This is a genomic window from Rheinheimera oceanensis (genome assembly GCF_018831085.1).
GTDB classification, from domain to species: Bacteria; Pseudomonadota; Gammaproteobacteria; order Enterobacterales; family Alteromonadaceae; genus Alishewanella; species Alishewanella oceanensis.
Genome location: NZ_JAGPNM010000008.1, coordinates 1 through 22,043, shown reverse-complemented (window position 1 = coordinate 22,043; position 22,043 = coordinate 1). Strand labels below are relative to the sequence as shown.

Annotated in this window: 18 protein-coding genes; 6 read left to right on the top strand and 12 right to left on the bottom strand. The window is 50.7% G+C overall.

Going from position 1 to position 22,043, the window contains the following annotated elements; translation table 11 throughout:
* Positions 1-116 precede the first annotated feature (116 nt).
* Both J3B89_RS16220 and J3B89_RS16215 read right to left on the bottom strand, forming a co-directional pair.
* Complete coding sequence (locus tag J3B89_RS16220) at positions 117-344, bottom strand: SlyX family protein (RefSeq protein ID WP_215398654.1); 228 nt, start codon at positions 342-344, stop codon at positions 117-119.
* Positions 331-1,311: a WD40 repeat domain-containing protein gene (locus J3B89_RS16215; RefSeq protein ID WP_251372504.1), complete on the bottom strand. Its 981-nt coding sequence runs from the start codon at positions 1,309-1,311 to the stop codon at positions 331-333. Before J3B89_RS16215 ends, J3B89_RS16220 begins: the two co-directional genes overlap by 14 nt.
* A 105-nt stretch (positions 1,312-1,416) precedes the next feature.
* Between J3B89_RS16215 and fkpA the strand changes: the two genes are divergently transcribed.
* On the top strand, positions 1,417-2,157 hold the full coding sequence (gene fkpA / locus J3B89_RS16210; RefSeq protein WP_215398652.1) for an FKBP-type peptidyl-prolyl cis-trans isomerase: 741 nt from the start codon (positions 1,417-1,419) through the stop codon (positions 2,155-2,157).
* A gap of 58 nt (positions 2,158-2,215) precedes the next feature.
* Here the strand turns inward: fkpA and J3B89_RS16205 are convergent, their stop codons facing one another.
* Positions 2,216-2,854, bottom strand: a complete 639-nt coding sequence (locus J3B89_RS16205) for a YiaD family glycine zipper/OmpA-like lipoprotein (protein WP_215398651.1) — start codon at positions 2,852-2,854, stop codon at positions 2,216-2,218.
* 200 nt (positions 2,855-3,054) lie between these two features.
* Between J3B89_RS16205 and J3B89_RS16200 the strand changes: the two genes are divergently transcribed.
* On the top strand, positions 3,055-3,573 hold the full coding sequence (locus J3B89_RS16200; RefSeq protein WP_215398650.1) for a DUF4124 domain-containing protein: 519 nt from the start codon (positions 3,055-3,057) through the stop codon (positions 3,571-3,573).
* A 61-nt stretch (positions 3,574-3,634) separates the two neighbouring features.
* Positions 3,635-4,738, top strand: a complete 1,104-nt coding sequence (gene proB, locus J3B89_RS16195) for a glutamate 5-kinase (protein WP_215398649.1) — start codon at positions 3,635-3,637, stop codon at positions 4,736-4,738.
* Here the strand turns inward: proB and J3B89_RS16190 are convergent.
* Positions 4,735-6,033 carry a coiled-coil domain-containing protein gene (locus tag J3B89_RS16190; RefSeq protein WP_215398648.1) on the bottom strand — a complete coding sequence of 433 codons (1,299 nt, stop codon included), beginning with the start codon at positions 6,031-6,033 and terminating at the stop codon, positions 4,735-4,737. The two genes, proB and J3B89_RS16190, sit on opposite strands and share 4 nt — an antisense overlap.
* 167 nt (positions 6,034-6,200) lie before the next feature.
* Between J3B89_RS16190 and J3B89_RS16185 the strand changes: the two genes are divergently transcribed.
* The gene (locus J3B89_RS16185; protein WP_215398647.1) at positions 6,201-7,268 is read left to right on the top strand and encodes a glycerol-3-phosphate dehydrogenase/oxidase; all 1,068 of its coding nucleotides are present in this window, start codon (positions 6,201-6,203) and stop codon (positions 7,266-7,268) included.
* Here J3B89_RS16185 and J3B89_RS16180 read toward each other — a convergent pair.
* The 8 genes from J3B89_RS16180 to J3B89_RS16145 all read right to left on the bottom strand — a co-directional run bounded on the left by J3B89_RS16180 (position 7,251) and on the right by J3B89_RS16145 (position 19,257).
* On the bottom strand, positions 7,251-9,353 hold the full coding sequence (locus J3B89_RS16180; protein ID WP_349814231.1) for a DUF6351 family protein: 2,103 nt from the start codon (positions 9,351-9,353) through the stop codon (positions 7,251-7,253). The genes J3B89_RS16185 and J3B89_RS16180 overlap by 18 nt on opposite strands.
* A 129-nt stretch (positions 9,354-9,482) precedes the next feature.
* Positions 9,483-10,802: an amino-acid N-acetyltransferase gene (gene argA / locus J3B89_RS16175; RefSeq protein WP_215398646.1), complete on the bottom strand. Its 1,320-nt coding sequence runs from the start codon at positions 10,800-10,802 to the stop codon at positions 9,483-9,485.
* A gap of 233 nt (positions 10,803-11,035) precedes the next feature.
* Positions 11,036-12,250, bottom strand: coding sequence for a lytic polysaccharide monooxygenase (locus J3B89_RS16170; protein ID WP_215398645.1), 1,215 nt, complete (start codon positions 12,248-12,250; stop codon positions 11,036-11,038).
* Positions 12,251-12,430: 180 nt separating this feature from the next.
* On the bottom strand, positions 12,431-14,773 hold the full coding sequence (locus J3B89_RS16165) for a glycosyl hydrolase family 18 protein (protein ID WP_251372503.1): 2,343 nt from the start codon (positions 14,771-14,773) through the stop codon (positions 12,431-12,433).
* 175 nt (positions 14,774-14,948) lie between these two features.
* The gene (locus J3B89_RS16160; RefSeq protein WP_215398644.1) at positions 14,949-16,676 is read right to left on the bottom strand and encodes a glycosyl hydrolase family 18 protein; all 1,728 of its coding nucleotides are present in this window, start codon (positions 16,674-16,676) and stop codon (positions 14,949-14,951) included.
* A 363-nt stretch (positions 16,677-17,039) separates the two neighbouring features.
* The gene (locus J3B89_RS16155; RefSeq protein ID WP_215398643.1) at positions 17,040-18,188 is read right to left on the bottom strand and encodes a glutathionylspermidine synthase family protein; all 1,149 of its coding nucleotides are present in this window, start codon (positions 18,186-18,188) and stop codon (positions 17,040-17,042) included.
* A gap of 6 nt (positions 18,189-18,194) precedes the next feature.
* Positions 18,195-18,833 carry a DUF1190 domain-containing protein gene (locus J3B89_RS16150; protein WP_215398642.1) on the bottom strand — a complete coding sequence of 213 codons (639 nt, stop codon included), beginning with the start codon at positions 18,831-18,833 and terminating at the stop codon, positions 18,195-18,197.
* Positions 18,834-18,843: 10 nt separating this feature from the next.
* The gene (locus tag J3B89_RS16145) at positions 18,844-19,257 is read right to left on the bottom strand and encodes a DUF350 domain-containing protein (protein WP_215398641.1); all 414 of its coding nucleotides are present in this window, start codon (positions 19,255-19,257) and stop codon (positions 18,844-18,846) included.
* Positions 19,258-19,454: 197 nt separating this feature from the next.
* On the opposite strand from J3B89_RS16145, the gene J3B89_RS16140 reads away from it, so the two are divergent.
* On the top strand, positions 19,455-21,518 hold the full coding sequence (locus J3B89_RS16140) for a M13 family metallopeptidase (protein WP_215398640.1): 2,064 nt from the start codon (positions 19,455-19,457) through the stop codon (positions 21,516-21,518).
* A gap of 276 nt (positions 21,519-21,794) precedes the next feature.
* Positions 21,795-21,971: a hypothetical protein gene (locus J3B89_RS16135; protein ID WP_215398639.1), complete on the top strand. Its 177-nt coding sequence runs from the start codon at positions 21,795-21,797 to the stop codon at positions 21,969-21,971.
* Positions 21,972-22,043 lie beyond the last annotated feature (72 nt).

Below are 22,043 nucleotides of genomic sequence, written 5' to 3'. Positions count from 1 at the left end.
TCCTGCGGATCAGCAGAGCTGTTCAAATTCGCTCCCGGCGAATTTGTCAGCATCCTGGCCTGCAACGGTTGGCTTAGAGCAACCCTATTCTCTCAGATCGGCCGATAACGCAATCCTTAATAATGCGGCGGTGGTGGCTCTTCCTCCGGCCGCAATATCCCCTGATCATCCGGCAGGTTGCGTAGTTTCTCGGCCAGCAGCATTACCTGCTGGGTTAGCCGGTCTATACGTTTTTGGTGCTCCAGCAATTCATTGCTTAAGCTGTTTACCGTATCTTCCTGAAACGCCAGCTTGCTCTCTAACTCAACAATATGCAGCTGTAATTCCTGCTCACTTGGTGTCATGTGTTATCTCCCATACTTCGGCTATGCCACTGGAGCTTTCGCTTATCAGCTTATTATCTGTTAAAAATGCTACCGCATGCACTACCGCACTGGGTGGGCGGCTGTCTGGCTTTACGCCGACTTGCCATTGCTGTAACTCGCGGCCGCTTTGTACATCCCATAATGCCAGTTTGCGCGTAGGGGCGCCGGTAGCCAGATATTTACCATCGTGGCTAAAGCGCACTGCACTGAATATTTGCTGGCGTGCAACAAATTTTAACGCACTGACTAACTGGCCGGTTTGAATGTCCCAAATCTGGGCTAAATCCTGGCTGTCGGCGGTAAAGGCATAGCGGCCTTGCGGGTCGAGTGCTACTTTGGTTACCCGGCTGGGGTGGCTGAAGCTATATATAATTTGCGCACTTTGCGTATCCCATAAATGTGCTTTGTAGTCATTGCCGCCGGTTAGGGCATAGCGGCCATTGGGCGACATGGCCACACTGTTAATGCGCTCGGTATGGCCTAAAAACTCCAGCCGCCGGCCGGATGCCAGCGTAATATGCTGCACGCCGCCATTGCTTTTACCTATCAGTAAATGTGCGCCGTTATCCGACACCGCAACATCACGCACGGTGGCGGCATCTAACTGCCAAAACCCGATATTTTCGCCGTTACTAAGCTGCCATAACGCGTAAGTATTTTGATCGGCCGTTAGTACATGGCTGTTGTTATTGCTGATAGCCAGGCTGAATACCAGGTTTTCAGCACTATCCTGATGCTTCCACTGGTATTTTAAGGCATTGGTTTGCAAATCCCACAACGCCACGCCATCCTGAATTGACGATACGGCACTGTAGCGGCCATCATCTGACAAAGCCGCGGCGTAGCTGCCTTGTGCTACATGCGGAAATTGTTGCAAAGGGGGCGTTGATGTCAGTTTTTCGCAGCCACCAAGCAGTAATAGCAGAAAAAACACAGGATATTTCATGTCGGGTGTTAACCTCATCCGCACAAACCGTTAGTATAGGTCAGTTCATTGGACACTATTAAAACATACTTTTGCAGCCTGGCTGCGTAAATCTTGGAGAACCGAATGCGCTTAGTTACCAAAATGTCACTGGTCGCAGTGGCTGTTATCACTCTTGCAGCCTGTCAGAAAGAAGCAGACCAGAAGCCGGCTGCGCTGGATACTGACGAAGCAAAACAATCTTACAGTTTAGGCGTGTCTGTTGGCCGTTACCTGGACAGCACGCTGGACGAATACAGCAAAATGGGCCTGTCGCTGGATAGCGCATTAATTTTACGCGGTGTACAAGACGCCATTGCGGATAAAACCGCACTGACCGAAGAAGAAGTGCAAAACATGATGACGGCGCTGGAAGAACAATTCCGTGAAAAGCAAGCCGCAATAATGGAAGCTGAAGCTGCTCAGGCTATTGCCGCCGGTAAAGCTTACTTAGAGGAAAACGCCAAGAAAGAAGGCGTAAAAGTAACTGAGTCAGGTTTACAGTATGAAGTGTTGCAGGCGGCAGAAGGCGCAAAACCTGCAGCAACCGACACAGTAAAAGTACATTACGTTGGTACATTAACTGATGGTACCAAGTTTGACAGTTCACTGGATCGTGGCGAACCGGCACAGTTCCCGTTAAACCGCGTTATTCCGGGCTGGACAGAAGGCGTACAATTGATGAACGTAGGCTCTAAGTTTAAGTTTACTATTCCATCAGAACTGGCCTACGGCGAACGTGATATGGGCGTTATTAAGCCAAACAGCGTACTGGTATTTGAAGTAGAGCTATTGGATATTGTGTCTGCAGAAACAGCAGAGCAATAATCCTGGCTTATAAATGAAAAAAGCGGCTTCGGCCGCTTTTTTGCTTTATGTGTAGTGCTTATTGCACTATAGGCTCAATATGAATTTCTACCCGGCGGTTTAAGGCGCGGTTAGCTTCAGAGGTATTTGGTACTATTGGGTAACTTGGGCCATAGCCTTGGGTTTCAATACGGATAGCCTGCACATTTTGTGCTGTCAGGTACTGTTTAACGCTGTCAGCACGTGCCTGCGACAGCGTCATATTGTATTGATAGGCGCCGGTGTCGTCAGTGTGGCCGGCAATAACCAGCATGGTTTTTTCATAATCGCGCAGTACTTTGGCAATATCATTGAATACCGGGTACAGGTTAGGGCGGATGTCTGAGCGGTTAATATCAAATGTCAGCTGGGCAGGAATATCCAGGCGCAATTTGTCGCCATCGCGCACCACTTTTACCCCACTGCCGCTTAATTCTTCTTTCAGGGCTTTTTCCTGATTGTCCATATAGCTGCCTACAGCGGCACCGGCTAAAGCACCTACAGCAGCACCAATCACCAGACGTTTGTCTTTATGGTTGCCGGTGGCTTTACCTGCAACGGCACCCACCACACCGCCTATAGCCGCACCCTTGGCGGTATTGGAATATTCTGTAGACGCGCAACCTGCCATCACCAGGCTGGCAGATAATAAAGATACTAACAAAGCTGAACGGCGCATAATAAACTCCCGATAAATTATTCTGCTTAGCATAGTGCTGACAGCTGAATTCGGGCTGAACTATAACGGAACTAAGAAAAAGGTTTTGTTGCTATTTTGTATATTTATGTAAGCATGATTCACTTTAGATGGTTTTTTCAGTATTGTAAGCAGGATTTTGTCAGCATGCAGTTTGCCTGTGTGCTTTAAGGGATTGAATAATGACAATAATGATACGTTTATATTTGTTGCCCGCCGCTATGTTGGTAGTGCCTTATGCCAGTGCTGAAGTGTATAAATGCACGGCAGCTAACGGCGATGTGGTATTTCAGGGCGAGCCGTGCCGTAGTGGTAATGAAGTAAAAGTGGATATCCGTTTTGGTGAACAGCAGGTAGTGGATATTAATCAGCTGATTTCTGGTAGTTGGTGTGAAATTGGTACCTCGGTGGCAGTTGATGGTACTGTGACATTGGATAACGCCATGCGCAAAACCTGGATTTTCAGCGAGCGCCAGATGGTACAGCATATCAGCCAGGGCCAGCGGCAGGACACATTCAGATATACTATTCGCCAGACTCCGGGCTCATTTGTTATTGATCACCCGGCCTTTGGCAGCGGCCAGGTTAGCTGGCAGGTAAGAAAGCTGACAGACGAGCAGTTGGTTATTTCAGCCTATGGTGGTTTTACCCATTTATCGCCCGGCAACTGTGAGGTAAAAGTGGCCCGTGCGCAAAATTAAATAGACATATAGACGCCTGAACTTTAAGCTGCTGGCACTACAGCAGTGTGAAGGTGTGTCTATGTTAAATTCAGCCTGGCGGCGCATTGTGATCAAAGTAGGCAGTGCGCTGATTTCCCCGGATGCCAAAGGGTGTTCTACCCGTTATTTACTTGCTATTGCCCGCTTTATCAGCGAATGCCGTCAGCACGGCGTTGAAGTCGTGCTGGTGTCTTCCGGCAGTGTGGCCGCCGGGCGTTCGGCTATCGCTTTCTCACATCATCCGCTACCTATTAATATTAAGCAGGCTATGGCAGCGGTTGGTCAAACACAGATGATGGCTACCTGGAGCCATTTATTCGATTTTCGTTGTGCGCAGATCTTGCTGACACACGATGACCTGGCCGACAGGCGCCGGTATCTTAATATCGACAACACCTTGCGTACTTTGCTGGCAAACCAGGTGCTGCCGGTAGTAAATGAAAACGACAGTGTTGCCACTGCAGAGTTGAAAGTGGGTGACAACGACAATCTGGCGGCCATGGTAGCTGTACTGGTTGATGCTGATGTGCTGATTATTTGCTCGGATATTGATGGCTTATACAGTGCCAACCCCAGAACCACACCTGATGCGCGCTTTATTCCCAGAGTAGAGCGGGTTGATGCCGGTATTTATGCCATGGCGGGCGGTAGCCACCACGCCATTGGTACCGGCGGCATGGTAACCAAAATTCAGGCGGCAGAAAAAGCCACCCGGCTTGGTGTAGATACACTGATTATTAACGGCCAGAAGGCGGAAAGTTTTGAGGCTTTACTTAAAGGAGAGCAGGCCGGTACTTTATTTGTGCGCCAGCAAGACCGGCTGAGTGCAAAAAAGCACTGGCTGCTGCACAGTCTGAAAAGCCATGGCAGTATTGTGCTGGACAGCGGTGCAGTGCAGGCGCTGCTGCACAAGGGGGCATCGCTGTTGGCCAAAGGCATTGTTACCGCTGAAGGTGATTTTGATAAAGGCGATGCTATCTGGCTATGTGACAGCGGCGGCAAGCAACTGGCAAAAGGCATCTGCCAGTACAGCGCCGTTGAATTAAAGCGGATTTGCGGTGCCCACAGCCAGCAAATTGCTGATTTACTCGGTTATTGCCCGAGTGAAGAAGTAGTGCACCGCGATGATCTGGTGTTGCTTTAAGTGCCGGGTTCCAGCTGTTGTAGCAATCGGGCCTGCTGGGTATAGCTGCTACGGTTAGCCGCCATGTCACGCTGCAGTTTGTCTAGCTCCTGGCGCTTTGCTGTTAGTTGCTGATTATTGTTATTTTGCAGGGCCTGATGCGCATTGCGTGCAGCAGTAAGCACTTTATCTAAATCTTCCTGCTGTTGCTTCTGGCTGCTGTTAAGCTCGGCATGTTGCGCAGAACCCTGGGCTGCAATCTGCTGGCTGATATTGTCAACCTGGCTGCGATACTCGGTATTCAGGGCGGCCAGTTTATCACGCCGGTTGTTATTGTGCTCTGTCTCTCTGGCCTGAACCTGAGCCAGTTGCTGGTTATAGCTTTGCTCAATTTCCTGATTTTTACTGCGTAACTGTTCATCCAGCCTGGCTTTGTGCACCGTGTAGTCGGCCCGGGCCATGCTTTTGCGTGCCGCTTCTGCTTCGGCATTATTACTGCTGCGTGCTGCTGTGCGTTCAGTGTCGCGCCATTGCCGCAGCTTGGTTTTCTCGGCGCTGAATTCAGCAGTTTTTAGCCTGTGCTCTTTATCTACCTCTGCAACTGCCGCGTCGTATTGTTGTTTAAATACAGCGGTTTGCTGCTGGCGCTGCGCCTGTAGTTGCTGCTGTGCATCCTGGCTTTGCGCCCGGCTTTGGCTATACAGTACGTTACGCTGCTGCTGGTAATCTTGCTGTTGCTTGTTCAATTGTTCTGAAGATAAACGGGATTTTTCGGCCAGCTCTTGTGATAAAGTATTGTATTCAGCCAGGCCCTGCTGGAAGCGTTGATCGTCTTGCAGAATTTGTTGTTCCAATTTGTCCAGCTGTTGTCTGGTAGCTTTAATCAGTTTTTTATAATCGCTGCTACCTTGCACCACCACCTTATCTTTATAAGCTGACAACGGGCTGCCATCTGCCGGCGGGCTGCTTTCCATATTAAACTGTGTCTGCCATTCCCCCTGATACATTCTGGCGTGGGCTTTGCCATGTAGTTTGCTTTCGGCGCCTTTTTTCACAACAACACTCACAATATCGGTATCCATTAAGCGGCCGACACGCTGATGCAGATGCTCTTTGGGTGATACTTCGGCAATAAAACGGTACTCGAACACAGGGTCAACCTTGGTGCCTCTTTGTTCTTCGGCTTCAATTTTAAAACTTTCCAGTTGCCAGTGTGCTGGCAGGTCTTTGGCATACTGCTCCTTGATATTGGGCGCGTCGCTGCAGCCTTGTATCAGAAACAGCAAAATAAGCTGCCATTTAAGATAGTTCCTCATGATGTATGCTCCATAATATGCTGATATACAGTACAGCTGGTGGTACTGTTGGTCCTGAGAGTTTGTGTTAATGCGACTGCTGCCGGAATGGTTGGTAAGGCTTGATGGCACGCATGAAAAGTGTAGTTAACAGTTGCAGGCTTCTCCAGAGCAGGCGGAGATAACATATGAAAGTAGCAGTAATAGGTGGCGGCATTAACGGCTTAAGCAGTGCCTGGCAACTGGCACTGGCCGGGCATGATGTAAGCCTGTTTGAGCGTGACGGCCTGATGCAGGCTACCAGCCAGGCATCTTCCAAGCTGCTGCATGGTGGCCTGCGTTATTTAGAGCAGGGTGAGTTCCGGCTGGTGCGCGAAGCATTGCAGGAGCGGCGCTGGTGGCTAAAAAAAGCACCGCAGTTAACCCGCCGCCTGCCCATTTTGTATCCGCTATATAACACCTCGCGCCGGGCCCGCTGGCAATTAAAAATAGGCCTGTGGCTGTATGATACTTTTGCCGGCAGAAAAGGCATTGGCCGCCATCGCTGGTTAACAGCTGCGCAGGCACTGCGCTGTTCGCCGCAACTAAGCAGCGAAGGTTTAGCCGGGGCTTACCTGTTTTTTGATGGCCAGATGGACGATAAAAAACTCGGCCTGTGGATGGCTCAGCAATGTACCAAAGCCGGAGTGCATATTTTTGAGCACAGCCCGGTGCAACAGGTAACCACAGATGGCAAGGTATTGCTGAACAGTGGCTGGCAGCAGTTTGAACGCATAGTAAACGTGGCCGGGCCCTGGAGCCAGCAGCTGTTACAGCAATCTGACTTACCGCAGCAACCGCTGGATTTAGTGCGTGGCAGCCATTTATTGCTGCCGCCAATCGGCCGTTACGGCCATATGCTGGAAGTGCCGGGCGAAGCGCGGATTGTATTTGTGCTGCCGTATCAGGGCAAAACACTGCTGGGAACTACCGAAGTGCGCCAGCAATTGGATGAGCCCATAGTGTGCTCAGATGCCGAGCGTGATTACTTACTGGGCGTATATAACCACTATTTTTTACCGGCGCGCCAGCGTGAGGCGGTACTGGCTGATTTTGCCGGTGTGCGGCCCTTGCTTGGCGGCACGGCCAATGCCAGCAAAGCCAGCCGCGAATATCAGCTTAACTGGCAGGGCCAGCTGTTAACCGTGTCAGGCGGTAAATGGACTACCGCGCGGGCTCTGGGCAAGCAGGTTGCGCTTTCAGTAGGCAAAAGTTAGATCTTCCGGCATGGCCTGATCCGGCCGGGTGTAATCGCACACCCCGGCAGGAAACACCGCTCTGAGCTGTGCGGCGAAAGGCTGCATATTTTGTGGCAGGTAATCGCCGCGTGCAATTGCTTCATCAGTGCTGATAAGTGCACAGCTGAACATCAGGCCATGCTCAGGCGCACCGGCCTGGCGCCTGCTGTTACTCAGTGCAGGGTAGGTTGCTGCACATAGTTCCCCGCTGTGCCAGACATGATCGCCGCTGGCGATAACAGAGCCATTGGCCGCAAAACAGCGGTCGCTGGCCTGTAACGGTTTTTCCTGCCGGGTTAGCCACTGATCCATCAGAGCGACGGCTTCAGCTAAAGGGGTATAGCCGGGATGACTTACCCAGATTAACTGGTTAGCAGTATGGCCATTGCGTTTTTGTAGCCGGGCACGTGCGGCAAATGACGGCTCAAGGTGATGCATGTCCAGCTGAGGGTCCAGATAATGCCGCAGATCCAAAATGGGTTTTTCTGTCATACCCAGAAACAGCTGACCATAGCGGTAAGCCCGGGCAATGGCTGCCATATCGGCCCTGAAACGGGGGGCGGCTTTATTGTGATTATGGCTGATAATATTTTGTCGGCCAAAAGCGGTATGCCACAGCGGTACATCTACCAGTGGCAAGTAGCTAATTTGTTCTGCCCGCATATCCGGTTGTGCACGCCAGCTGCCTATAGCAGCGTTCAGGGCGATAAAGTCTTTCGCACCAAGCTCACCTTTAATTAAAGCACTAAGGCCATATTGTACGCCGCTGTTATCCCACAGGCTGTAGCCAAAGCCATGTTCGTCTTTACCAAAAATACCGGCCATATCGCCCCAGTAACTCCAGTTAACCTGCGCCAGCAGCGGATCTGTGGTTAGCCTTTTCAGTTTACCCTGGGTGGGGTTATGCACCAGTGACGATAAACCAAGCCAGGCATTATGGCATTGGGTCGCGCCGTCGGGCAGCGTGGGCCAGATACCGCTGCCAAGCTGAGCCAGCACAACCTGCTGGCTGAATTTCAGGCTGTGCTGTGTCGATACGCTCAGCCCTTCGAGTAACTGGCGCTGGCTAATCTGTTGCCAGCGGGTTTTATCAACGGCATTAAAGTAGTAATAGTTATGCAGTAAATCACAATCCAGCGCATACAGAGTCTGGCTTAGCATATCGGGATAGCTGTACAGGGCTATACCGCCATCGAGTAGGTCCGGGCTGTTTTGCAGCAGCAGGTATTGCGCTATACCCCCACCCGAACCACCAATACCCATAGTGTACAGTGGCTGGCCATACAGGCTGATAAACTGGCGTTTTACCCGGCTGGCAGTATCTTCAGCCAGTAAAAAATTATAGCCGTAGCTGGTTTTATTAATGCTGGCACTGGCAACAGCAAAGCCCAAGCGCAGTTCTGCCAGCCGGTCGTTAATCAGCCGTTCTGTGCGTATATAACCCTGGCGGTAACCAATACCCACGCCGCCATGAAACTGGTAAATCAGTTTGCCGTTCCATAGCTTAGCGCTGTTGCGTGACGTGCTTTCTTCCGGCAGTACCGGCATTAGCAGATAGTAAAAGAACCGGTTAATTGTACCCAGTTCAAGCCGCAGTATTATATCGCCGGGCATCAAAGGTTGTTGCTGATAGTGACTGATATCGCCAGCAGCGCTGACATGGAAATATTGCAGGCTGGCCGGGTGCAGGCAGTCTTTGCTGTAACCGATAGTGTTGCCCTGCTGTGTTATGGCAATACCATAGCCTTGTTGGTTATCTGCCAGTGGTTGTGGTAAGCCCTGTTGCGAAAAATCGCAATATAACGGGTAACGCAGGCCGCCGCTGTATAACGGCATGACCGGGCCTGGTTCACCCAGTGGTATCGGGTACGGATATGGGTCTGCCGGGCGGGCAATATGGCGAAGATGAGAGCTTACGGTAATCAGGTATCCAGCCTGATCAGGAGCAATAGCCTGCACCGGGTTTGGTTCGCGCCAGCGAGGGCCGGGGCTGTTGCTACACTGTATTAGCAACAGTGAACTTAGCAGCAGTAACAGCAGGCTTAGCATGAGTATACGTTGCACCGCTAGCTATCCGTTTTAGTGGCAGATATTTTTAGTGTAGCCAGTTTGCAGCGGGCAAAATAATTTAGGTCAGGTTTTTATTGCCGGATAGTATAAAAACACCGGGCCGCTATGACGGCCCGGTGCGGATCATAAGGTAATGGCCAGAATTTTTGAACGGCGCTGGTAGTTATACAGCTGCTTTTTCTGTGCCGGTAAATCGTCTACCGTTAACAGCTCAAAGCCCTGTTCTAAAAACCAGTGAATGCTGCGGGTGGTCAGGGCAAACAGTTTGTCGTATTTACGCTGCCGCGCCTGCTGAATAATGCTTTTTAGCAACAGGCTGCCGCGGTCGGCATCACGGTAATCAGGGTGTACCGCCAGGCAGGCAAATTCGCCGACATTTTCTTCCGGAAACGGATACAGCGCCGCACAGCCAATCACCAAACCATCACGTTCAATTAAGGTAAACTGGTTTATTTCCATTTCCAGTTGCTCGCGGGAGCGGCGCACCAGCAGGCCTTGCTGCTCCAGCGGCCGGATCAAATCCAGAATACCGCCAATGTCAGAAATAGTTGCTGCCCGCAGTTTTTCTGCCGATTCAGTCACAATTTGTGTACCTATACCATCGCGTGAAAACAGCTCCTGCAGCAGGGCGCCGTCTTCATCGTAGCTAACTAAGTGGCAGCGAGGCACGCCGGCACGGCAGGCGGTAATAGCGGCATGCAAAAACGCCAGTGTGCCGGGGCAGGCATCAGGCTTTTGCTCCATATCCAGCATAATTTTTTCAGCGTAATTTGGCATTAACTCTGCCGTTATCTCGCCATTTTCGCCAACAATACCGCCAATTTCACTAAAGCCAATCATTTTGTCGGCTTTTAGTTTTACCGCAACCTGGGTGGCAATATCTTCTGCGGTAAGGTTGAAACTTTCACCGGTAACCGAAGCGGCTATTGGCCCCATCAGCACTATGCCGTTGTTATCCAGCTGGCGGCGGATACCGGCCGCATCAATACGGCGTACACGGCCGCTGTGGTGATAGTCGATACCTTCATCGACACCCAGTGGCTGGGCGATAACAAAGTTGCCGCTTACCACGTTAATTTGGGCGCCCTGCATGGGGGTATTGCTTAAGCTCATCGACAGCCGGGCAGTAATATCCAGTTGCAATGCACCGGCAACCTGCTTAATCAGCTTAAACGAGTCGTCATCTGTTACCCGCACGCGGTTATGGTAGGTTGGCTCTAAACCAGCCTGCTGCAGTGCTGTATTAATTTGTGGCCTGGCGCCATACACCAGCACAATTTTAATACCCAGGCTGTTTAGCAGGGCAATGTCGTTAATAATGCTGCGAAAACCGCTCTGGCTAATAGCTTCACCACCGAGCATTACCACAAAGGTTTTACCGCGGTGAGCATTAACATAAGGGGCAGACTGACGAAAACCGGAAACAAGTTCAGTAGTACGCACGGGCTTGGGGCTTCCTTCTGAAAAGACAACACAGGTGTAAGGCTTAAAGATGGCAGCAAGATGACAAAATGCCAACTGCAACTGCGACAAAGTCGGCATTTTAGGTGATTAGTGGGTGTATATCTACTTTTTAAGCATATTTATGCTGAATTATTGTGCGATCCGGCAAAAGTAAACGCTGGACTAACAGGCCACGACTGCGGCCTGTGTTGTTATTTGCCACTGAATAAGTGCTACCAGCTACATAATTGTGTCCAGCTGCTGTCGCTACCGGGAATGGATTGTGTCCACCAGTTGGCCTGATACAGCGCGTTTTGGTGGATAAGGTGATCACCCGCGGCGACGTGTCCGGGCTGGCCCTGGATGTTGCCTTGTGGCCAGTCGGGGTAAGTTTTTACACTGTTAAGGTTATAACCGGGGCAGTTACCAGGCGGGTTATTGCCGCCGCTATCTGCCGGGCGCAGGTCAAGGTTATAAAAGTTGCTGTTATCCCGCACATAGGCACGGTTAGTTGCCAGATCGCTGCTAAATACCACATTATCGCCGTTTAACACCCCAATTTGCAGCAGATTACTGTACTGGGTGTTTATCTGTGTTGCCAGTTCAGTGGCCCAGAGTGCATTGCCGATATTGGCGTTGGTGATCTGCCAGCTTTCGTCTATCAGCTCTTGTCCATCGGCATCAAATAGCCGTAGCTGAGCATAACCGCCTACTTCTGCCGGCGTTTGCAGGTTTACATAAGCGCCTTTATCAAACCACAATGCTGGCGGAGTGTCGCTGCTGCCATTTACCAATTCGATATCTGAGCAGTTATAAAAGCCTTCGCCGACCACATCCACCCTCTGCCAGCGGGTGTAAAGTACCGCCGGGCCGCTGCGATCTGCTGGCAGCTGCAGATTAAGGTTATAGTAACCGGCTTCGGCGGGTACGTCGGCTTGCTGGTGTATCAGCTGTAGCTGGTTCCAGCTGAGTGTTTCGCTGGCGCTGTCGAAGCCGGGTTTACTCAGGTAAATTTGCCAGTAGCTGGGGTTGTGTGGCGTGGTGGCGCGAAAACGCAGCGTGATCTCATTGTTTTGTGCAAGGTTAATGCTGGTGTGCTGCCAGTCGGTTGAGGGAATATCCATACCACTTTTGCGGCTGTCACCACCGGCGCACAGGCTGCCATCGCTGACCACGGCCTGTACTGCCGCCATATTACGGTAATCGGCAACGTTGGCCGAAAATTCATGGTGCTGGGTTAGCATATAACCGCCCGATTGCTGGTAAGCGGCACGGCAGGCAGAATTAGGTATGCCGCTGCCATCGGCCGGCCACCAGTAACCGCCGTCATCTTTACAAATTTGCTGGCGGGCTTTGGGGTAGTCGACATAGCCATGGCTGCTGGCCTGCAGGCTGGTAAATAGCAGGCTTGTTGTTAGTAGTGTAGGGAGTAAGTGTTTGGGTTGCATAGTGATTTCTCTTGGTTATGAGACTTGGCGCTCCGGGTCGAAGACCTTCTCAGGCTCGCCACAGCAACTCGCCCGCACTGGCGTGCGGACTCAGACACTCTGTGGCGCCCTGATAAGGCATCGACCCTCGCAAGGAAAAGCGGTAAGTCTGCTACTCACCGTTTTGCGCTTGGTAACGGCTTATAAATTACAAATAAAGCTCCAGCTGCCATCACTGCCCGGCACTGAGTTTGTCCACCAGTTGGCTTTGTACACGCCGCCCTGATACGACAGGTAATCACCATTGACGGCATGGCTTGGGTTACCGGCCCAGTCTGGTTGCGGCCAGGCCGGGTACGGGTGAATAGTGGCGGTAATGCCGCCACAACTCTCGCTGTTACCATCGCCATCTCCGTCACCTGGGCCATTGCCGATGCCAACAACCGGTAACTGAGGGTACTCTTCGGCAAAGGCATAGCTGTTACCATTGGCGCTAAGGATCCAGTTAGACGGCATCGGCATAGGCAACTGATAATTCAGCGTAACGGTAACGCTTTCACCACTGGCTACGCTTAAATAACCCGGCAGATTAAACGCGACCCGGTGCAGATTATTTTGCAGGCCGCCGATATTGTTGCCGCTGGCGTTGCGGCCGCTTTCCACTACCGTTAAACCAAAACCACTTTGATCGCTGATGGTATCGGGTATTGCTGTGGGTACATCAAAGCTGATATTACTGCCTGCGGGAATAGTGCTGTTGCTGTGGTTAGTCAGCGTAAGCTTGGGGTTGATAGGGAAGTTTTGATCGCCGAGCTTAAAATCACTGATACTTAAGCGCACATCTATCGCCTGGGTTGGCATAACGCGCTCGGCTTTTACTGCATTATAAGGGCCGGCATTTTTAAAACTGTTATAAAACAGTGATGTCAGCGTATTGCCAATAAAATACTCGCTTTTGGCTGCATCCCAGTCGTAATCACCCGCCAGTTCCCAAAACATCACGCCGCCAATGCCGTTATCGATCACATACTGCGCTTTGGTACTGATGCTTTGTTCGGTTTCTACCGATAAAAACACCTGCTTCTGCGCATTCCACAGCCAGGGACCTACGGCTGTAGCATCATAGTGGCGGCTGTAACTGCCGCTAAGCTGGTGCTCGGGGTTAGCAGGATCAAGATCATACAGGCTGAAGTAGCTGCCGCTGATACCTTCGGCTAGGTTCATGGTATGCCACAGCGGGTTAGAGCCTGCAGGCATCTCGTTGCCATTAATGTCTTTGTCGTGCCACAGATTATCAATACCTACCGCACCATTACCGCACTGGCTTACTGTACTGCCACCGGTGCCGGGCGGGCATTGGCTTTGGTTTGGTAACGCTGCCGTGCCCCATAAACCAAAGCTGCCACCCTGTACATCTTTCCAGCCGCGGCTGTAGTACGGAATGCCAATATTAATACGACCTGCAGGCATGGTGCCGCGAAAATAACGGTAGGCCCAGTCGGTATTCAGGTAGCCAATTTGCTGGTACTGGCTGGTGTTGTAGTAGTTCCATGCTGCCAGTTCGGCGTCCTGGCCGGTATCAAATAATGCGGCATTATGGCCAACAAACTGGTTCCAGGCGCCGTGCAGGTCGTAGGTCATAATATTAACGTAATCCAGATACTGGGTTACCTGAAAAGCTTCCATACCGCGCAGCAGATAGCCGGATGAGGGTGAGGCGATAGTCAGCAGATAGTGCTTACCGTCGGCAGCTCCGGCGGCATCCAGTTTTTGCCGCAGCACTTTCATCAGCTCGACATAAGAGCGCATCAGGCCGCCACGCAAGCTGTTAGCCAGCGCAAAGTCGTCCGGGTTACCGGCGTCGTTCATGCTGGTAGGGTATTCGTAGTCTATATCCACACCGTCAAAACCATACTGGCGGATAAAGGCTACGGCTGAGTCGGCAAAAGTATTAATGCCCTGAGTGTTAATGCTTAAATCGCTATTGGTGGTCATACTGTAAAAACCACCGCTGGCAACCCGATCGCCGTTGTCATCAAAATAGCCGCCGCTTTCGGCCCAGCCGCCGACTGAAATCAGCGTTTTTACATGCGGGTGCTGCTGTTTATATTTTTGCAGCAGGTTAAAGTGGCCTTTATAAGGCAGGTTTGGATCCAGCTCTGCACCGGCAATACCGGGCCATTCCATACCGGTTGATGCATTGTCAGGCGAGCCCGTATTACCTACTGAAATCTGGTTGGCGCCATTTACATGGGCAAAAGCGTAGTTAATGTGGGTTATTTTATCCCACGGAATATCTGAGGCTAAATACGCTGGCTGGCCGTTTTTGCCATGACGCCAACTGGTAAAGTAACCAATAATGCGCCGTGGATGATCAGGGCTGATTATTTCGCGGCCGTTAGTGTCGTACACCGTGCAGTAGGGTACGTTGATGCCGGGGGTTTGGTACAGGCCATCGGGCCGGCAGTTGTTATGATCAGTTTGCTGTGAAAATGCCGCTGTGCTAACCAGTGCCAGCAACGACAGTAAGATAGGTTGTTTCATAGTGGTATTCCCGGAAAATGCCGTTGGTTGCTGCGGGCCGAACCGGCTTGCTCACACCAACACGCCGTAAATACATCCCTGTAGGCTCGATTCGGCCATCCTGGCCTGCAACGGTTGGTTTAGAGCAAGCCGATTCTCTCTATACGAGATAGCAACAACCGGCCGGCAATGTCAGTTATTGCTGCGGATGGCCTAAGCCTTCATGCATCGCGTTTAAAATGTGGCCGTTATCGGCATCGATTTCCCAGGCGAAAATACCGCCCAGCTGATGCTGCAGAATATAGGCACCTTTTTCCCGTACCGAGCGCTTGGTATCAATGCTGATCAGCGTATTGGTTGCAGGGTTCCAGACATAACTGGCTTTGGCAGTGTTATCCCAGCCTACGGTAAAGCCATTAACGCCGCTGGCTTCAGGCCCGCCCATATAGTCGGTTTCAATTTTTTTGTAGTCCATAATGCCGGGTTCCCAGCCGCCACTGATACCTGCACCACCGGTGCCGGTGAAGGGGTTATTACCGGTTACACCCGCCACGTTTTGCCAGCCGCGGCCATACATAGCCGCACCCAGGGCAATTTTGCCTGCCGGTACGCCACGGTTAAGCAGGTATTGCACGGCTTCGTGGGCGCTAAAACCCGGCGTAGGAGAATTGGCCGATGGATACAGGCCGGTCTGGTGGCCCAGTACGCCATTCCAGGCACCGTAGTAGTCGTAAGTCATCAGGTTAATGTAATCCATGTACTGGTGGGCATCTTCCCAGTCAACCACACTGAGTTTTTCTACTCCGCCCGACATTGCTGCTGCCAGTTCATAATCGCGGCCGGTTTCCACACTCAGGGCATCCAGGGCTGTACGTAGCTCCTGCATCAGGGTGGCAAAACCGGCACCATCCTGGGCAGAGCCTAAATTAGTGTTAGCGCCACCGCCGCCGGGGAACTCCCAGTCGATATCAATACCGTCGAAGAAATCATAAGTGCGGATAAAATCGATAATAGAATCAATAAATACCGCTCTTGCTGCCGGGTTAGTGCCTACGTCGTACAGCGGATCAGATAAGGTCCAGCCACCAACTGATGGCAAAATTTTAATATGCGGATGAGTTTGCTTCAGACGGTACAGCTCGGCAAAAATACCGCGTATCGGCTGATCCCAGACATCGCCGGGGTAGCTCTTTTCCAATGCGGCAAATTTATCGTGCACTACCACCGAGTAATCCGGTTTACCGGCACACTGGCTGTTAAGGGCGGCATAGCCTTCCGGGTTAGCCTGCTGTAAGCCAGCATTTGGGCCACATAGCGGAATAAAGCCGTAGTAAATATGCGTCAGGTTTTGTGCCGGTATATCGGCGGCATGAAAAGCCCGGCCGTAAATGCCCCATTCAACAAAATAAGCGCCCACTTTTTTGCCGGTGGTATTCTGATACGGCAGATTGCTTTGTTTTAGCGGGTGCGGCCAGGCGGTTACATCAAGATCTGTCCAGGGGTTAAAGCCGTTATTACCACCGCCATTATCGCCACCATTACCTCCGCTGCCGTTAACATTAATGGTGGTAATGCCGCTGTTGGCGCACTCTTCCACTGTACCTGTTACCTGACATAAGGATACCTGTAACTGATAACTACCCGGTTGGGTAAAAGTAAGGTTGGTTGTGCCGGTTTGCGCATTCTGGCCATTTGGTGTTAGTGCAGCAGCAAAGACAACGCTGTCATTTTGTTTTAAATACCACTTGTTTCCGTTGGTTCCCCACCACATATCCCAGCGTACCGGTACCTGCACACTACCATTTTGCAGGCTATACTCTGTGGGCATCCAACTGATCACCGGTGTGTTAGGTGTGGCGGCTTGTATGCTGGCCGCCAGTAGCAGTGAAACACTGCCGCATAGCTTAACTGTTTGTTTAAACATAACTTCCTCCAGTATTGTTGCTTATTTTTTCTTTTTATTTCGCAGCGCCAGCCAGGTTTTACCGCTGTTGCGCATACGTGATATTGCACATTCATGCGCCAGCCTGGCGTAGAACCCGGATCCGTATCGTTTAGAAAATGAGCGAATTTACTATGGCAAAAATGACAGCGTTGTCAAAAATGTTGGTTAATTTTTTGCTGATAATTTTTTGATTTAGCCTTAAATGTCTGAAATAAGACGAAATATTTTTACAGTGCAGTGCCGGGTTTCTTTACATATTATCGGGCCAAAAACACACTTATCGGGAAGGATGTTAATTTTAACCGGAGTGCTTTAGCCTGCACTCCGGGGTAGTGCTGTGGATCAGTCGAGGATAATATGTGGTAAAAAGCGTGAGCTGTCTTTGGTGATCATGCTGTTGTCTTCACGTATGCAAATACCGGCAGCGCTGTCAGCAACTACCCAGCTGCCAATCAGAGTATAGCTATCTGCAAATTTGGGCAGGGGGGCTAACGCCTGGCGGATATAGCCGCTGTCGTTATAAGGGCCGTCTTGCTTTAACGTTTTGCCATCGCTGGTGAGCAGCTCAATGTTGGCACCTTCGCGCGACAACAGCGGTTTACGCACCCAGCCATTTTGCAAGCTGCTGCCATCATCAAAAAATGCCGGCAGCAGGTTAGGGTGGCCCTGATATTTTTGCCATAACAGCGGCAATATGCCTTTGTTAGATAGCAAGCATTTCCACAGTGGCTCAATAAACTGGGTTTGGCTGGTTAAAATAGTGCTGGCAAATTCTTCCTGCAGCATAAATTCCCACGGGTACAGTTTAAATAAGCCCTGCACCGGGAAGCCTTCTAAATCAACCAACTGGCCGTCGATATCACCTAACTGCTCTAACTGAATATAGCGGCAGTTCAATCCGGCTTGCAGCGCAATATCCATCAGGTAATCTACCGTACCTTTATCTTCAATGCTTTCGGTTACGCTGGCAAAGTAAAACGGTTGCGGCAGATTAAGTTCGCTAAAGGCTTGCTGCAGTTTGTCCTGTAAAGAGTTGAACTGATCGGCACCTTGCGGCAGTTCACCACGCATCAGTTGGTCTTCCAGCCATACCCACTGAAAAAAGCCGGTTTCATACAGCGAGGTTGGCGTATCGTAGTTCAGTTCCAGTAACTTAGCCGGGCCGGTACCGTTATAGCTGAAATCCATGCGGCCGTATAAGTGCGGCTCTTTGCTGCGCCAACTGGCCAGCACCGCATCCCAAAAGCGCTGTGGTATGCCAAGCAGACGCAACTTTTGCTCGTTACTGACAATATCATCCACCAGATCCAACGCCATTTGGTGCAGCTCTTCGGTCGGGTCTTCCAGATCCTGCTCTATTTGCTGCAGGCTGAACTGATAGTAGGCGCTTTCATCCCAATACGGTTCACCGTCAAAGGTATGAAAATTAAAGCCGACGCTTTGCGCAAAAGCTTTCCAGCCCGGCCTTGGGGTGCTGTTAACGCGTTTCATCAGTAATTAACCACCGTTGCTGCTAACATTACGCTGCGCTGCCTGAGCACCAAAACCGCCACGTCGCGCCATAGCTGCTGGTTTAGGTTGTACCGCAGATGGCCGTATGCTGGTGGTACCGCTCTGGCTGGCAACCGCGGTATTGGTTGCAGTACGAAAAGTGCTGCGATCATCGCGTGATTTATACAGTGGCTGGTTTGGCACCGGTGAGCGGTTGGCGGTGGCCTGTTGCTGTGGTGCGCCGGCCATACCACTGCGGTTTAACATTTGGCCAGCCATAAAACCCATCATCATTGGCATAAAAAAGCCGCTGCTTTGCTGGCTTTGTTGCGTTTGCTCTGCTGGCACAGTGTTGTTTGCTGCCAGTACCGGTGCGGTTTCGCACTGGCCGGTGCCAAAATCAGTTTCACATTCCTGCCGGCTGGCGTAGCGTGGTGCCACCAGTGGATGCAAAGCTTTGGCATCGTCAAAGGCGGCTTCACACTCTGCCGGTGGGTTATAGTAAGCAGCGCATTCATCCGGCGAGTTAAATACCTGTACCTCAACCGGTTTTTCACCACAGCCTGCCAGTACCATGCCCGCTGCAGGTACCATCATGATCAGGCGGGCAGTTTTGCTGCGTTTAAATGTTTTGGTTGTAGTCATAATGCGCTCCTTAATAACTCATACAGGCGGCGTTTAGTATACCTACGCTGACAGAACAACAAGCTGAGAAAATGCCAGCGGCCAGTTCCCCCTGGGTAATACGTTGCGGCAGCTTTTTTAGTACAGCGGTGCTGATGAAAAAAGTCAGTACCTGTACCAGCAAGGCTACGCCACCCCAGATTGCGCAGTCGAGTAACGACATCGAGTGTGTAATAGCACTGGACAATGGCAAGGCAAAACCGATTAATGCCCCACCAAAGGCAACTGCCGCTGCCGGGTTGTTGGCCCGGATTAAACCGAACTCGTCGTGCGGTGTTACCAGAGTATATAAACGTACAAATAATAGTATCAGCAGTGCTGCCAGTGCGAAGTAAGCAGCAAAAGCCGGTAAACCATTAAGGGATGTCAGGGCGGTATCCAGCATAAAAAGTCCTTAGATAAATAGAGTTGTGCCGATCCTGCGGAAAATAACGCTGCAGTTCAAGTTAAATTGATCTTTAACGGCCGGTTATTTATCGCAGCAGGCATTCTGCTTAACCTGTATTGGCTGGACAGCGTTAATCATGCTCCTACACTGGCCTGCGTTAAAGCAATAAGAACGTTAATAACCAGGAACCCCTAATGAGAAAAATCACAACAGTTGCGCTGAGCATTGCGCTGGCGCTGGGCGTGGCATCGTGCTCGAACAGCAGTGTAACAGCTGACAATAATAGCGCAGTACAAACTCAAACCGGCTTGAGTTCAGGTGTTGAGCTGTCGAATATGGACACCAGTGTCGCACCACAGCAAGACTTCTTCCATTATGTAAACGGCAGTTGGATGGAAAAAACCGAGATCCCGGCAGATAAAGCCCGCTGGGGTAGTTTTGATGAACTGCGCGAAAACGCCGAAAAACAAGTGCTGGCGATAGTGCAACAACTGGCCGCTGAACAGCAAATCAAAGGTTCTGATGAACAAAAAATTGCAGATTTGTATAAATCTTTCCTTGATGCAGAATTAGCCGAAGTGTTGGGGTTAAATCCGCTACGGCCTGAGCTGGCGCAAATTGACAACCTTAAATCGCACAAGGATTTAACAGCTCTGTGGGGCGAATGGCAGCGTTACCGTGTCGGCACACCTGTGGCGCTGTTTGTCGGTCAGGATCAAAAGCAATCTGATCAGTATATTACCGGTGCATCGCAGGCAGGTTTAGGCTTACCTGATCGTGATTACTACTTAAAAGACGATGAGCGCTCGGTTGAATTGCTGGGCCAGTATCAGGCTTTTATTGCCCAACTGTGGGCCCTGGCCGGCATGGATAATGCGCAGCAGGCTGCTGCCGATATCGTCGCGCTGGAAAAGCAGATTGCAGCTGCCCAGTGGAGCCGGGTACAAAACCGTGACCGCAACGCCACTTATAACAAGCTGACTATTGCAGAGTTAACTAAACTGGCGCCGGGCTTTGACTGGCAGACGTTTGTAACTGCAGCGGGGCTTGGCAATATTAACGAATTGGTTGTACGCCAGCCCAGCTACTTTACTGAGTTTGCCAAACTGCAGGCTACTACGCCTGTCGCGCAGTGGCAGCAGTATCTGAAGTTTCATTTAATCCGTAGCAACGCCAGCAATCTTAGCAGCGCCTTTGCCGATGCCAGCTTTGATTTTTACGGCAAAACCTTAAATGGCCTGCAAGAGCAGCGTAGCCGCGAGAAGCGTGCCGTGAGCCTGGTAGACAGCAACCTGGGCTTTATGGTCGGTAAAAAATATGTAGAGCAACATTTTAAACCTGAAGCCAAAGCCCGTATGGATCAGATGATTGAAAACCTGCGGGTAGCGTTTCGCCAGTCCATTGACGAGCTGGAATGGATGAGCCCGGTAACAAAAAAACAGGCGCAAATTAAGCTGGCCAAATTTAACACCAAAATTGGTTACCCGGATAAATGGCGTGATTACAGCTGTGTGGAAATTAGCCCGACAGACTTAATTGGTAACCTGCGCCGCAGCTCAGAGTGTGAATATCAGCGTACCATCGGGCGTTTAGGCAAACCGGTAGATCGCAGCGAATGGGGCATGACACCGCAAACGGTAAATGCCTATTACAGCTCTACTATGAACGAAATTGTGTTTCCGGCCGCTATTTTACAGCCACCGTTCTTTAACGTAGATGCAGATGATGCAGTAAACTACGGTGCTATTGGTGGTGTTATCGGCCATGAATTTACCCACGGTTTTGACGATCAGGGCCGCCGCTCAGACGGCGATGGCAACCTGCGCGACTGGTGGACAGAACAAGACGCGGCACAGTTTCAAAGCCGTGCACAGCTGATGATTGACCAATACAGCGCTTTTAATCCGATAGACGATTTACACCTGCAGGGCGCTTTAGGTTTAGGCGAAAATATTGCTGACTTAGGCGGTTTAACCGTGTCGTATAAAGCGTACCAAAACTCACTGCACGGGCAACCTGGTGCGGTCATTGATGGCTTCACGCCAGAGCAACGCTTTTTTATGGGCTGGGGCCAGGTATGGCGGATCAAATTCCGCGATGAAGCCCTGCGCCAGCAAGTGATCACCGGGCCACACTCACCGGGCATGTACCGCGTGTTAGGTACCTTGTCGAATATGCCGCAGTTTTACCAGGCTTATGATGTAAAACCAGGTGATGGTATGTACCGTGATGAAAAAGTGCGGGTAAAGATCTGGTAAGTTAAGCGGTTAAATAAGTAGTTCAGAAATAGGCGTTAAGTCTGATGCCGGCCAGTTTAACTGGCCGGCATTTTTTTCGGTTTAAGTTTGCCTGATTGTCAGAAGCCCGGATGGTAGCAGAACTATTTGATAGCTACGGTTTTGATAACAGATATTTAAATGTGATATATATGTGATAAATTTTTCACCTGATTGGATAAAGGTTGGTTTAGTGTTAGTAGTTAGGTGCCTAATGGCGAGCTTCACTAACTGATTATTTAAGGAAGGAAGATTGTTATGAAACTAGAGTTAAATAAAAAGCAACTGGTAAACTTATCGCAAGACTCTCAGGTTCTGCCAAATGAACTTACTCCTCAGGTTGGCGGTGGCGCAGTAACAGACTGGTGCATAGAGCCATCTGTACATAACCCAAATCAACCTGGCTGCAACGCCTCCGATCCATCAGGTTCGTAAGCGTCCATTTTAGGACGTCCTATTCCTACTAAAGATCGCGCGATAAGCTGTGCACTCATCATAACAGGAGAG

What these genes read in the sequence shown, in the direction of transcription:
- J3B89_RS16140 (WP_215398640.1), top strand. Translation starts at nt 19,455, where the DNA reads ATGAGAAAAATCACAACAGTTGCGCTGAGCATTGCGCTGGCGCTGGGC.
- J3B89_RS16190 (WP_215398648.1), bottom strand. Translation starts at nt 6,033, where the DNA reads ATGAGGAACTATCTTAAATGGCAGCTTATTTTGCTGTTTCTGATACAA.
- J3B89_RS16185 (WP_215398647.1), top strand. Translation starts at nt 6,201, where the DNA reads ATGAAAGTAGCAGTAATAGGTGGCGGCATTAACGGCTTAAGCAGTGCC.
- proB (WP_215398649.1), top strand. Translation starts at nt 3,635, where the DNA reads ATGTTAAATTCAGCCTGGCGGCGCATTGTGATCAAAGTAGGCAGTGCG.
- J3B89_RS16220 (WP_215398654.1), bottom strand. Translation starts at nt 344, where the DNA reads ATGACACCAAGTGAGCAGGAATTACAGCTGCATATTGTTGAGTTAGAG.
- J3B89_RS16155 (WP_215398643.1), bottom strand. Translation starts at nt 18,188, where the DNA reads ATGAAACGCGTTAACAGCACCCCAAGGCCGGGCTGGAAAGCTTTTGCG.
- J3B89_RS16205 (WP_215398651.1), bottom strand. Translation starts at nt 2,854, where the DNA reads ATGCGCCGTTCAGCTTTGTTAGTATCTTTATTATCTGCCAGCCTGGTG.
- J3B89_RS16150 (WP_215398642.1), bottom strand. Translation starts at nt 18,833, where the DNA reads ATGACTACAACCAAAACATTTAAACGCAGCAAAACTGCCCGCCTGATC.
- J3B89_RS16170 (WP_215398645.1), bottom strand. Translation starts at nt 12,250, where the DNA reads ATGCAACCCAAACACTTACTCCCTACACTACTAACAACAAGCCTGCTA.
- J3B89_RS16215 (WP_251372504.1), bottom strand. Translation starts at nt 1,311, where the DNA reads ATGAAATATCCTGTGTTTTTTCTGCTATTACTGCTTGGTGGCTGCGAA.
- fkpA (WP_215398652.1), top strand. Translation starts at nt 1,417, where the DNA reads ATGCGCTTAGTTACCAAAATGTCACTGGTCGCAGTGGCTGTTATCACT.
- J3B89_RS16160 (WP_215398644.1), bottom strand. Translation starts at nt 16,676, where the DNA reads ATGTTTAAACAAACAGTTAAGCTATGCGGCAGTGTTTCACTGCTACTG.
- J3B89_RS16200 (WP_215398650.1), top strand. Translation starts at nt 3,055, where the DNA reads ATGACAATAATGATACGTTTATATTTGTTGCCCGCCGCTATGTTGGTA.
- J3B89_RS16165 (WP_251372503.1), bottom strand. Translation starts at nt 14,773, where the DNA reads ATGAAACAACCTATCTTACTGTCGTTGCTGGCACTGGTTAGCACAGCG.
- J3B89_RS16135 (WP_215398639.1), top strand. Translation starts at nt 21,795, where the DNA reads ATGAAACTAGAGTTAAATAAAAAGCAACTGGTAAACTTATCGCAAGAC.
- J3B89_RS16145 (WP_215398641.1), bottom strand. Translation starts at nt 19,257, where the DNA reads ATGCTGGATACCGCCCTGACATCCCTTAATGGTTTACCGGCTTTTGCT.